Here is an 11,865-nt window from a genome sequence, read left to right as displayed (position 1 = left end):
AGTCAGTTCTGTAATCTGACTATGCGTCAGTAACGTTGCCGACGAGCAAGGAGCGGCGGAACGATGCTTGGATCAACCCACGGCACCTTGACCACCGACCTCCGCGCCCGTGTGGTGGCCTGCGGACAGCAGACCGGGGCGGCCGTCCACGGCGTCACCGCGGCCGAGGGCGACCTCGACGTCAGCGGCCGTCCGCTGTACGCGCCCGTACCCGACCTCGACCGCTTCTTCCGGCCCGAGGCGGTCGCCGTCGTCGGCGCCTCCGACGCCGACGGACGGCCCAACACCGGGATCACCCGCCAGCTGATCGCCTGGGCCGAGCGCGTCGGGGCGAGACTGCACCCGGTCCATCCGACCCGTACCACCGTCTTCGGGCTGCCCTGTGTGCCGTCCGTCGCGGAACTGCCCGAGCCCGTGGACCTCGCCGTGCTCCTCGTCGGCGACCCGCTGCCCGTCATCGAGGAACTCGGCCAGGCGAAGGTGAAGTTCGCCGTGGCCTTCGCGTCCGGGTTCGCCGAGACCGGCGAGGCCGGCGCCGACGCCCAGCGGCGGCTCGCCGCCGCGGTGGAGCGGTCCGGGCTGCGGCTGCTCGGCCCGAACACCAACCTCAACGCCTTCGAGCGGTTCCGCGACGACCTCGAGGGCCCTGCCATCGCACTGATCACCCAGTCCGGCCACCAGGGCCGCCCCGTCTTCACCATGCAGGAACTCGGCGTACGGCTCTCCCACTGGGCGCCGACGGGCAACGAGGCCGACCTGGAGACCGCGGACTTCATCTCGTACTTCTCCGGACGGCCCGAGGTCGGGGCGATCGCCTGCTACGTGGAGGGCCTCAAGGACGGCCGCTCGTTCCTGCTCGCCGCCGACCGGGCCGCCCGCAACCGCGTCCCGGTCGTCGCGGTCAAGGTGGGCCGCACCGAGGCGGGCGCCCGGACGGCCGCCTCGCACACCGGCAAGCTCACCGGCGCGGACCGGGTCGTGGACGCGGCGATGCGCCAGTACGGGGTGATCCGCGTCGACGGCCTCGACGAACTCCAGGACACCGCGGCGCTGCTGGCCCGGGCCCGCAGGCCCGCCGCCGACGGGGTCGTCGTCTACTCCATCTCCGGCGGCACGGGCGCGCACTTCGCGGACCTCGCCACCGCGGCCGGGCTGCGGCTGCCTCCGCTGTCCGCGGACCGCCAGGCCGAACTGCACCAGTGGATACCGGAGTACCTGAGCGTCGCCAACCCGGTCGACAACGGCGGACACCCCGTCGGCGACTGGCGCGGCCGGAGGATCATCGACGCGATCCTCGCCGACCCCGGCGTCGGGGTGCTGATCTGCCCGATCACCGGCCCCTTCCCGCCCATGAGCGACAGGCTCGCACAGGACCTGGTGGACGCGGCGGAGGCCACGGACAAGCTGGTGTGCGTGGTGTGGGGTTCACCGGTCGGGACGGAGGACGCCTACCGGACGACGCTGCTCGGCTCGTCCCGGGTCGCGACCTTCCGTACGTTCGGCAACTGCATCACGGCGGTCAAGGCGTACGTCGACCACCACCGCTTCACCACCGGCTACCGCTCCCCCTTCGACGAGGCACCCCGCACCCTCTCCCCCTCCTTCCGCAAGGCACAGGCACTGCTCCGACCCGGTCACCGGCTCAGCGAGCACGCGGCGAAGCAGCTGCTGCGCGCGTACGGGATCCGGGTGCCGCGCGAGCAGTTGGTGACCAGCGCGGCGGCCGCCGTGAGGGCGGCGGGGCTGGTCGGCTACCCGGTGGTGATGAAGGCGTCCGCGCCGCAGCTCGCGCACAAGACGGAGCTGGGCCTGGTGAAGATCGGGCTGACCTCGGCCAGCCAGGTCCGCGACTCGTACCGCGAACTGACCGACATCGCCCGGTACGAGGGCGTGGACCTGGACGGCGTCCTCGTCTGCCAGATGGTCGAGCGCGGGGTCGAGATGGTCGTCGGCGTGACGCGGGACGAACTGTTCGGGCCGACGGTGACGGTCGGCCTCGGCGGGGTGCTCGTGGAAGTGCTGCGGGACGTGGCGGTGCGGGTCCCGCCGTTCGGCGAGGACCAGGCCCGCTCGATGCTCGCCGAACTGCGCGGGCGAGCCCTGCTCGACGGGGTCAGGGGCGGGCCTCCCGTCGACGTGGACGCGCTCGTCGAAGTCGTCCTGCGGGTCCAGCGGATGGCGCTGGAGCTCGGCGGGGACCTCTCCGAGCTGGACATCAACCCCCTGATGGTCCTGCCCCGCGGCCAGGGCGCGGTGGCACTGGACGCGCTGGCGGTGTGCCGGTGAGCGAGGGGGAGCCGATGGCGCGGGGGGTGCTGCACCGCACGGAGAACGGCGTCTCGTGGATCACACTCGACCGGCCCGAGGCGATGAACGCCGTCACCCGGGACCAGCGCGAGCGGATCATCACGCTTCTCGCGGACGCCTCCGCCGATCCTGACGTCCGGGCGGTCGTGATCACCGCGACGGGCAAGGGTTTCTGCGCCGGCGCGGACCTGCGCGGCGAGAGTGCCGAGGCCTCCGCGACCGGGGACCCCGCGCCCCGGAACCTCGCGCCCGGGAACCCGGAACCCGCGGATTCCGCGCCCGGTTCGTCCTCGGCGGCCGGGCGGGAGCACGTACCCGGTTCGTCCTCGGCGGCCGGGCGGGAGCACGTACCCGGTTCGTCCTCGGCGGGCGGGGACCCCTCGCCCGCGAACTCCGGTTCGTCCTCGGCGGGCGCACGGGAGCGCGTGCCCGGCGACGTGGCCCGGATGATCCGGCTCGGCGCGCAGCGGTTCATCGCCGCCGTCCTGGACTGCGAGAAGCCGGTGATCGCCGCCGTGAACGGCACGGCGGCCGGCATCGGCGCGCATCTGGCCTTCGCCTGCGACCTGGTCCTGGCCGCCGAATCCGCGCGCTTCATCGAGGTGTTCGTACGGCGCGGGCTCGTCCCGGACGGGGGCGGGGCGTATCTGCTGCCGCGACTGGTCGGACCGCAGCGCGCGAAGGAGCTGATGTTCTTCGGGGACGCGCTGTCCGCGGCCGACGCCGAGCGGATGGGGCTGGTCAACCGGGTCGTCGCGGCGGACGAACTGGAGAGGACCGCCCGCGGGTGGGCCGAGCGCCTGGCACACGGCCCGACCCGCGCCCTCGCGCTCACCAAGCAGCTGGTGAACGCCTCGCTCGACGTCGACCGCGCCTCCGCCTTCGCGGCGGAGGCGTCGGCGGTGGAGATCGCCATGACGACGCGGGACGCGAACGAGGGCGTCGCGGGGTTCGTGGAGCGCCGGGCGCCGGAGTACCGGGGGCGGTAGGGGCGCGTCGCCCCCTCCTGCGTGACACCCGCCCCGTGACACCCGCCCGCGTGGCTCCCGGCCCTCGCGCGTTCAGTCCTTGCGGCCCGTCGCCGCGACGGTGACACCGAGGCCGATCATCGTGAGCCCGCCGGCCCCGCCGATCGCGGCGAGCCGCTGCGGCGACCGGGCGAACCAGATTCGCGCGGTCGCCGCGACCAGGCCCCACACACTGTCGGAGACCAGCGCGATGACGTTGAACACCAGACCCAGCAGCAGCATCTGCAGTACGACGTGCCCGGCCTCGGGGTCCACGAACTGCGGCAGCACGGCGGCGAAGAACACGATCGTCTTCGGGTTCGCCACCCCGACCGCGAACCCCTCCCACAGCGTCCGCGCACTCCCGTGACCGGGGCCGCCCGCCGTGATCGCGGACTGCGGGGACCGCCGCTGCCGTACCGCCTTGACCCCGAGGTACACGAGGTACGCGGCGCCCGCGAGCTTCAGTGTCGTGAACACGAGAACGGACCGCTCCACGACGGTGCCGATCCCGAGGGCTACGGTCACGACGAGCAGACAGGCCCCCAGCGTGTTCCCGACGACCGTGGTCAGCGCGGCACGGCGCCCCTGCGCCAGCGCTCGCCCGATGACGAACAGCACGCTGGGGCCGGGGATGACGATCAGCAGGAACGACATGGCCGCGAAGGCCGAAAGACGGTCGACGGACACCATGGGGTCATGGAACCCGGGGACGGCCGCCCTCCGCGACCCGTTTTCCTCAGCCGTCCCCGGCCGCTCCGCGCCCCGGACCCGCCGGACGGACGGCGGCCCGGACCTGCGGGCCCTGCTTCCAGTCCCGGACGAGGAGGCCGAGCAGCACCTCGTCCAGGAACTCGCCCATCACCCAGGCCGAGGAGCGCAGTACGCCCTCGCGGACGAAGCCGTTGCGCTCGGCGGAGCGCAGCATCGCCTCGTTGTCCGACAGCGTCTCGATCTGCAGCCGCTGCAGGCCGCGCACGACGAATCCGTAGTGACAGAGCACCGCGACCACGTCGGTGCCGTAGCCCTTGCCGCGGGAGGACGGCAGCAGCCCCAGCCCGATGTGCGCGGACCGGTTGTGGTTGTCGATGCCCCACAGTGTCGCGGCGCCGACCAGCGTGCCGCCGCCCAGCTCCACCACGGAGAACGGGACGCTCCCCTCCTCCTCGTCGTCCACCACGAACGGCGGGTCCTTCGAGTCGGGCGTGATCGGCCGCCACGGCCCGCTCTCGGCCCGCGAGGCGTTGACCACGTCGTCGTGGAGTTCGGCCCGCAGGATCGGGATGTCGTCCTCGTGCCGGGCCCTGAGCCCGACCTTGCCGCCTCTCAGCATGCAGGCTTCCTATCCGGCCGGACGGGCTCGCGGCAAACGGATTAGCGGTTCCTCGGTCGGTGCGGAGCCGCGGTGACGGACGGGTGCGCTCGCGACGCCGAGGAGGCCGGGGGCGTTCGGATTGCTGACGCCGGTCAGGACACCGTTTCGGCGCCGCGCGCGGCCGCGATGAACGCCGTGATCAGTTCGGGGCTCTTCACCCCGCGACTGGTCTCGATGCCGCTGGAGACGTCCACACCCCAGGGGCGGGCCGCGCGGACCGCGTCCGCGACGTTGTGCGGGTCGAGCCCACCGGCGAGCAGCCAGCGCCGGCCGGGGGCCGGGAGCTGCTTGCCGCTGCGGTCCCAGGCCTCGCCGGCGCCGGGCACGGGCGCGTCGAGCAGGAGGACGTCCTCGCCGCGCTCGCCGTACCGCGGCACCTCGCCCCTTACGGCGACCCCCCGGATCAGGGTGCGGCCGTCCGGACGCAGGGCGTCGAAGTACGCGAGGTCCTCATGGCCGTGCAGTTGCACGGCACGCATGCCGGTCTCGCCCAGCAGGGCGCGGACCGAGTCGAGCGGCTGGTCGCGGAAGACGCCGACCGTCAGGACGCCGTCGGGCACTCGGGCCGCGAGGCGCCGGGCGGTACCGGCGTCGATGCGGCGCGGACTCTCGGCGAAGACGAAGCCGATCGCGTCGGCACCGGCCTCGACGGCGGTGTCCACGTCCCGCTCCGTGCGCAGACCGCAGACCTTGACGAACAGGGGTGTGCCCATGTCGGTGCTTCTCCGTGACGGCGGCGGCTGGTCGGCTCCACGCTACCGGGCGCGGACCGCTGCCCGGTGGGGACCGCTGCCGGGTGGGGACCGCCTCCTTGTGGGTACCGCTGGCGCACGCGGAGCGCAGGCGCCCGCGGGCCGAAGGCGCGCGGACCGGTACGGGGTGGGTCACCCGGGGCGGCCCTTCACGACAAGAGGGCGAGCGGGGGCGAAGGGTTCCCATCTGACGTACCGTCAGTTTCAATGGGCGGTGTGATGGGACACGCCGGGATGGCCGCGACCGCCGTCCGCTACCTCCGCTCCACCGGCACCGCCCCGCCGGGCGAGCCGTCCTTCGACGCGCTGCCGCGTCCCGCGCTGCGCACCGTCGGCGAGGACGAACGGCTACCGGTCGCCCCCGCCGAGTTCCGGCGCGTACTGGGGCACTTCGCGAGCGGGGTCACGGTCGTCACGGCCCACGACGAGGAGGGCGGCGGCCCGGCGGGCTTCGCCTGCCAGTCCTTCGCCTCGCTGTCGCTCGACCCGCCCCTGGTGGTGTTCATGGTCGCCCGTACGTCGACGACCTGGCCGCGCATCGCCCGCGCCGGGGCGTTCTGCGTCAACGTCCTCGGAGCGGACCAGGGTGACCTCTGCCGCGCGTTCGCGGTGAGCGGCTCCGACAAGTTCGAGGGCGTCGCCCACACCCCCGCCCCGGTGACCGGCTCCCCCCGCCTCGCCTCCGTCCCCGCCTGGATCGACTGCACGATCGGCACGGTCCACACCGGCGGCGACCATCTGATCGTGGTGGGGCGGGTGGAGGCCCTGGGCGCGGCGGACGACGGCGATCCCCTGCTGTTCCACAGGGGGCGGTTCGGGCGCTTCGAGGCCTAGGTGTTCTGTCCCGGGAGGCCCGCCCGCCGTGGTCAAGTGCCGCAGACGCGACACTCGGGCGAATGAACAACGGGCGTTTTCGACCGGACGACGCTAGGCTCTCCATAACGTCCTCGTTATGGCATGGGGTGAAATCGAGTCGAGCCGGAGGTGGAGAAATGGTTCCTCGGGCTGAGTCCGCGGCACCGCGGTACGGTCGCGTTCCACGTGGACCTGCTTGCCGAGCGGGGCGTCCTCCTGGGCGAGCCATACACCAAGCAGCTCGTCGGCAAACTCCGGGAACTGCGGTTCCATCTGGACGGCGACGCCGTGCGCATCACGCACTGGATCGGGAGCGGCCGCCGCATCATCCCGCTGACCGCGTTTCGCAAACAACGCATGCGGGAGCCGGTGGAGATCCAGCGGGCCCTGCGGGCGATGCGCATGTGCATCGCCGAGGAGCACACAGCTGATGAAGGGTGATGACGGAATGGCCGGGCGGAAGACGTGGCAGGAGCTGAGGGCCGAGGCCCTCGACGATCCGGGCGCATGCGCGGCTTATGAGGCGACGCGGTTCCGTTTCGAGCTGGGACGCGCCGTCCGTGAGCGCAGGGAAGCGCTCGGAATGAGTCAGGCTCGGCTCGCCCAGGCGGCCGGACTGCAGCAGCCCGCCGTCGCCCGCTTCGAAGCCGGGGGCACGATGCCCACGCTGCCCATGCTGGACCGGCTCGCGACCGCGCTGGGCATGCGGCTCCAAGTGGGATTCGAACCGCTCGACCGCGCGGGCTGACACGTCCGGCGGGACTGCCGCGCGGTGGCGTCCGCGCGGAACGCGCCCCACCCCGTGGCGATCCCCCTCCCACCCGGGGGCCGCACGCCGCGGAGATGACCCCTGCAGCGACCCGAACGCACCGCGCCCACCGCAGGCGAGGCCCCGACCGGTCGACACCGGACGCTCGCGGCGGTCCCCCGGCCTCAGACCGCCGCCACCGCCCGTGAAGGCGTCCCCCGCCGGATCACCGGCGCCCATCAGGGCCGCCGCCGCGCACAGGGCGCCCGAGGCGTACCAGACCACGTCGTAGGTGCCGACGACGGGCAGACGTTCCCGCCCGTCTCGTAGTCCGCGTACAACGCCATGGCGACGCCGGCCAACCTCTCTGCGGGCTTCATGTTCGAGCGCACCGGCGCACGACGCCATACGTGCTTCTGTATCGCGGGTTTCCCTTCTCCGAAGACTCACAAGGACCTCAAAATGCACAGGTCTCCAGAGACGAAAGCGCAGTTCACCGCATGTGAGGCCCTCTCAGACGGACCCCAGAACCGTGGCAGGATTTGAGCCGCCCACCTCGGCGAGAGCGCCTGGGCCAGGCGCACGCAACGACGGACAGGCCCTCGGCTGGTCATGCCTCCTGTGGTGGTGTCGCTGTCGGTGGGTCGCCCCTTCAGGAAGAGGACTGACGAAAGGCGCTCGGCCTGCGCGGCGATGGCACCCTGGGGGTTTTGCCGAAGAGCACACGCCAATACGGTGGCCCGGTGATGTCGATCAAGAAGTTCCAAGTCACCTTCGACTGCGCAGAACCTGAGCGCCTCGCCCGTTTCTGGTGCGAGGTGTTGGGGTATGTCGTACCGCCGCCACCCGAGGGGTTTGCCACGTGGGACGATTTCAAGCGCTCACAGCCACCTGAGCAGCAGGACGCATGTTTTGCCTGCATTGACCCCTCAGGCGTGGGTCCGCGACTGTACTTCCAGCGCGTCCCCGAAGGAAAGGCCGCCAAGAACCGGCTGCATCTCGACGTGCGGGTCGGCACCGGACTCGTGGGTGAAGAGCGCCTCGCCGCACTTGAGGCCGAGTGCGCACGGCTGGTCCCGCTCGGGGCGATACACGTGCGAACGCTGTATGACGGCAATGATGCGTGCATCCCGATGCTGGACATCGAGGGCAACGAGTTCTGCATCGACTGAGGGGCCGCGACCGTCCCCTCCTTCGGTCATGTCCCGAAGAGCGGTGTCGTGGCGCGGCAGCGCCTGATGCCCCCACTCTTCATCAGCGGCTTGGCGCCCGCAGGCCACGAGAGGGGATCACTGCCACACCATTCAGCGGGACACCATCCCCCGGCTCCATACCGGGGGACGTTGTCATGCACGGGCGTGTGACGCCGTCCGACAGGCGTAACGATGCCTGCCCCTGCCGACCACGGGGGGGGGAGTCGACAGGGGCAGGCACAGGGGCGCGCGTCGCTCGAACCGCGCCCCGATGCGGCCGCCCGGGCCGGTCCGCACCGACGCCGACTTCGCGGTGCTGGTGGAGAACGGCCCCGGGTCGCCGCCCACGGCCGAACCCGCGGGAACCGCCCCGCCCACGGCCCGACCCGCGAGAGGCCGAGCCGCCGGCATGGTCACGGGCCGGGCACCGTCCCCACCCCGCCCGCGCTCAGAACGTCAGGACCCCCCGTGCCACCCGCCCGTGCTCCGCGTCCTCGGCCGCCTTGGCGAAGTCCTCCACCGGGTACGTCTCCGTGACCAGTTCGTCCAGCAGCAGCCGCCCCTCCCGGTACAGCCGGGCGTACAGGGCGATGTCGTGCTGCGGGCGCGAGGAGCCGTAGCGGCAGCCGAGCACGGCCTTGTCCAGGAACATCGCCGCGGGCAGGAACGTCGCCTCCGCGGTCGGCGCCGGCATGCCGAGCAGCACCGCCTGGCCGTGGCGGTCCAGGAGGTCGATCGCCCGGCGCACCAGCCCCGTGTGCCCGACGCACTCGAAGACGTGCTGTGCGCCGTGCGGCAGCACGTCCCGTACCGCGTCCACGGAGGTGAGGAAGTGCGTCGCGCCGAAGAGGCGGGCCGTCTCCTCCTTCGCCGGGTTGGTGTCCACGGCGACGATCGTCACCGCGCCGGCGAGTCGGGCCCCCTGGAGCACGTTCAGCCCGATGCCGCCCGCGCCGATGACCACGACCGTGTCGCCGAGGGCCACCCTGGCCCGGTTGAGCACGGCCCCCACGCCGGTCAGCACCCCGCAGCCGATGAGCGCGGCCGAGGTGAGCGGGACATCGCCGGGGATCCGCACCGCCTGCACGGCCTTGACCAGGGTGCGTTCCGCGAAGGCCGAGCTGGCGGCGAACTGGTGGAGCGGCTTCCCGGCCCGGGTGAACGGCCGACCGGGCCTGCCGATCGAGGAACGGCACATCGTCGGCCGTCCCCGGTCGCACTCCGCGCACGCCCCGCAGTTGGCGAGCGTCGACAGCGACACGTGGTCGCCGGGCGCGACGTGGGCGACGTCCGCGCCGACGGCCTCGACGACGCCCGCGCCCTCGTGTCCCAGCACGACGGGCACGGGGAAGGGGATCGTTCCGTCGATCACCGACAGATCGCTGTGGCAGAGTCCCGCGGCCGCGACACGGACGAGCACCTCGCCGGGGCCGGGGGCGCGTATCTCGAGGTCGTCGGCGACCTCGACCCGTTCGCCGTCGAAGACGACACCTCTCACCGCGGCTCCCTGGGTAGGCCGAGCACCCGCTCGGCGATGATGTTCCGCTGGACCTCGTCCGAGCCGCCGTAGATCGTGTCGGCGCGGGTGAAGAGGAACAGCCTTTGCAGTGCGTCCAGTTCGTACGAGGGCGACCAGGCGTCCGGGCCGGCGGCGGCGGCCGCGCCCCGTACCTGCACGGCCAGTTCGCCGAGCCGCCGGTGCCAGCCGCCCCACAGCAGTTTCGCGACGCTGGGCGCGCCCGGGTCGCCGGTGCGGCCGAGGGTGCGCAGCGCGTTCCAGCGCATGGTGCGCAGTTCGGCCCACTGGTGGACCAGGCGGTCCCGGAGCACGGGGTCGTGGTCGAGGACGCCCCCGGCGGCGGTGCGCAGGACCCGGCCCAGTTCCTCCTCGAAGCCGATCTGCTGGACGAGCGTCGAGACCCCGCGTTCGAGGGCGAGCAGGCCCATGGCGACCTGCCAGCCGTTCCCCTCGCCGCCGACCGTCTCGACGGCCTCGGCGCCGTCGAGGAAGACCTCGTTGAACTCGCTGGTGCCGGACATCTGCCGGATGGGCCGTACGTCGATCCGGCCGGGCTGGTCCATCGGCACGAGCAGGAACGACAGTCCGCGGTGGCGGGTGGCGCCGGGTTCGGTGCGGGCCAGGACGAAGCACCAGTGCGCCTCGCGGGCGAGCGAGGTCCAGATCTTCTGGCCGGTGACCCGGTAGCGGCCGCCGTCGGCGACGGCCGTGGTCCGCAACGACGCCAGGTCGGAGCCCGCGCCGGGCTCGCTGTAGCCCTGGCACCAGTACTCCTCGCCGCGGGCGATGCCCGGCAGGTAGCGGGCCTGCTGGTCCGTGTCGCCGTGGGCGATCAGGGTCGGGGCGAGCAGGTTCTCGCCGATGTGGCCGAGCCGGGCGGGGGCGCGGGCGCGCGCGTACTCCTCGGCCCAGACGACCTGCTGGGTGAGGGTGGCGCGGCGGTTGCCGTGGTCGGCGTCCCAGCCGAGCCCGATCCAGCCGCCGGCGCCGAGTTCGCGCTCCCAGGCGAACCGGGTGCGGTCGCGCTCGTGCTCGCCGCCGGGTCCGCGGTGCCCTGCGGAGTCGGCGAACGCGCCGGTGACGTGGTCCTCCAGCCAGGTGCGCGCCTCGTGCCGGAAGGCGGTGTCGTCGGGGCCGAAGGCGAAGTCCATGGCCGTGGCCCCGCGTCAGCGGTTCGGGCGGTCGCCCGAGGCGGCCGCCTTCGCCATCGCCTCGAGCCGGGCGAGCATCGGCATCGGGTCGGTGCCGACGGTCCCGGGGAGGAAGTCCGCGATCCGTTCGGGGGTCCACGCGCCGTCGGCGTAGGCGGCCCGCAGTTCGCGGGGCTGGGCCCAGACCGCGATCTTGGGACCGGCGATCGTGTAGACCTGCCCGGTGATGTCCTCCGCGCGCGCCCGCTCGGACAGCAGGTAGACGACGAGTGCCGCCACGTCCGCCGGCTCCCCGATCTCCTTGAGTTCCATCGGGACGCCTGCCGACATACGGGTCCGGGCGACGGGTGCGACCGCGTTCGCCGTCACGCCGTACTTGTGCAGTCCGAGCGCCGCGCTGCGCACCAGCGAGATGACGCCGCCCTTGGCCGCCGAGTAGTTGGCCTGGGCGACGGAGCCCTGGTGGTTGCCGCTGGTGAAGCCGATCAGGGTGCCGCCGCCCTGTTCGCGCATGACCGCGGAGGCCGCGCGGAAGACGGTGAAGGTGCCCTTGAGGTGGGTGGCGACGACCGGGTCCCACTCGTCCTCGGTCATGTTGAAGAGCATGCGCTCGCGCAGGATGCCGGCGACGCACACGGCCCCGTCGAGCCGTCCGAAGCGGGCGAGCGCGGTGTCGACGACCCGCTGCCCGCCCTCCATCGTCGAGATGTCGTCGCCGACGGCCACCGCCTCCCCGCCCGCGGCCTCGATCTCCTTGACCACCGCCTCGGCGACCTCCGAGGCCGGTTCTCGGCCGTCGACGGAGACGCCGTGGTCGTTGACGACGACCTTCGCCCCCTCGGCGGCGCACGCGAGGGCCACGGCGCGGCCGATGCCGCGTCCGGCGCCGGTCACGGCGACGGTCCTGCCTGCCAAGAAGTTCCCCACGTCCGGCCCCTTCCAGTTTTCTGACGGACCG

12 protein-coding genes are annotated in these 11,865 nt (G+C 72.8%); 6 read left to right on the top strand and 6 right to left on the bottom strand.

Annotated features, from left to right (window positions below; all coding sequences use genetic code 11):
* The first annotated feature begins 63 nt into the window (after positions 1–63).
* Both FEF34_RS21805 and FEF34_RS21800 read left to right on the top strand, forming a co-directional pair.
* Positions 64–2,286: an acetate--CoA ligase family protein gene (locus FEF34_RS21805; RefSeq protein ID WP_138054647.1), complete on the top strand. Its 2,223-nt coding sequence runs from the start codon at positions 64–66 to the stop codon at positions 2,284–2,286.
* On the top strand, positions 2,283–3,296 hold the full coding sequence (locus tag FEF34_RS21800; RefSeq protein ID WP_407698296.1) for an enoyl-CoA hydratase/isomerase family protein: 1,014 nt from the start codon (positions 2,283–2,285) through the stop codon (positions 3,294–3,296). Before FEF34_RS21805 ends, FEF34_RS21800 begins: the two co-directional genes overlap by 4 nt.
* A gap of 72 nt (positions 3,297–3,368) precedes the next feature.
* Here FEF34_RS21800 and FEF34_RS21795 read toward each other — a convergent pair whose 3' ends face one another.
* The 3 genes from FEF34_RS21795 to FEF34_RS21785 all read right to left on the bottom strand — a co-directional run bounded on the left by FEF34_RS21795 (position 3,369) and on the right by FEF34_RS21785 (position 5,402).
* A complete protein-coding gene (locus FEF34_RS21795) occupies positions 3,369–4,007 on the bottom strand; it encodes a LysE family translocator (protein ID WP_138054646.1) in 639 nt (212 codons plus the stop codon).
* 46 nt (positions 4,008–4,053) lie between these two features.
* On the bottom strand, positions 4,054–4,647 hold the full coding sequence (locus FEF34_RS21790) for a GNAT family N-acetyltransferase (protein ID WP_138054645.1): 594 nt from the start codon (positions 4,645–4,647) through the stop codon (positions 4,054–4,056).
* Positions 4,648–4,781: 134 nt separating this feature from the next.
* Positions 4,782–5,402, bottom strand: coding sequence for a phosphoribosylanthranilate isomerase (locus FEF34_RS21785; RefSeq protein WP_138054644.1), 621 nt, complete (start codon positions 5,400–5,402; stop codon positions 4,782–4,784).
* Positions 5,403–5,648: 246 nt separating this feature from the next.
* Between FEF34_RS21785 and FEF34_RS21780 the strand changes: the two genes are divergently transcribed.
* The 4 genes from FEF34_RS21780 to FEF34_RS21765 all read left to right on the top strand — a co-directional run bounded on the left by FEF34_RS21780 (position 5,649) and on the right by FEF34_RS21765 (position 8,216).
* Positions 5,649–6,275 (top strand): flavin reductase family protein, encoded by a 627-nt coding sequence (locus tag FEF34_RS21780; protein WP_234042503.1) that lies wholly within the window; start codon positions 5,649–5,651, stop codon positions 6,273–6,275.
* 150 nt (positions 6,276–6,425) lie between these two features.
* Entirely contained in the window at positions 6,426–6,737 is a 312-nt protein-coding gene (locus tag FEF34_RS21775; protein ID WP_138054643.1) for a type II toxin-antitoxin system RelE/ParE family toxin, read from the top strand.
* Positions 6,727–7,044, top strand: coding sequence for a helix-turn-helix domain-containing protein (locus tag FEF34_RS21770; RefSeq protein WP_234042501.1), 318 nt, complete (start codon positions 6,727–6,729; stop codon positions 7,042–7,044). Before FEF34_RS21775 ends, FEF34_RS21770 begins: the two co-directional genes overlap by 11 nt.
* Before the next feature lie 743 nt (positions 7,045–7,787).
* Entirely contained in the window at positions 7,788–8,216 is a 429-nt protein-coding gene (locus tag FEF34_RS21765; RefSeq protein ID WP_138054642.1) for a VOC family protein, read from the top strand.
* 469 nt (positions 8,217–8,685) lie between these two features.
* Here FEF34_RS21765 and FEF34_RS21760 read toward each other — a convergent pair whose 3' ends face one another.
* The 3 genes from FEF34_RS21760 to FEF34_RS21750 are packed head-to-tail and all read right to left on the bottom strand — an operon-like array spanning position 8,686 to position 11,834.
* Positions 8,686–9,735, bottom strand: a complete 1,050-nt coding sequence (locus FEF34_RS21760) for a Zn-dependent alcohol dehydrogenase (RefSeq protein ID WP_138054641.1) — start codon at positions 9,733–9,735, stop codon at positions 8,686–8,688.
* The gene (locus tag FEF34_RS21755) at positions 9,732–10,907 is read right to left on the bottom strand and encodes an acyl-CoA dehydrogenase family protein (RefSeq protein ID WP_138054640.1); all 1,176 of its coding nucleotides are present in this window, start codon (positions 10,905–10,907) and stop codon (positions 9,732–9,734) included. The genes FEF34_RS21760 and FEF34_RS21755 overlap by 4 nt, the downstream gene beginning before the upstream one ends.
* A 15-nt stretch (positions 10,908–10,922) precedes the next feature.
* A complete protein-coding gene (locus FEF34_RS21750) occupies positions 10,923–11,834 on the bottom strand; it encodes an SDR family oxidoreductase (RefSeq protein WP_138054639.1) in 912 nt (303 codons plus the stop codon).
* Positions 11,835–11,865: the final 31 nt, after the last annotated feature.

Source organism: Streptomyces marianii (assembly GCF_005795905.1).
Classification (GTDB): Bacteria; Actinomycetota; Actinomycetes; order Streptomycetales; family Streptomycetaceae; genus Streptomyces; species Streptomyces marianii.
The sequence above is the reverse complement of the archived record's forward strand: the minus strand, read 5'-3'. Positions and strand labels throughout refer to the sequence as shown.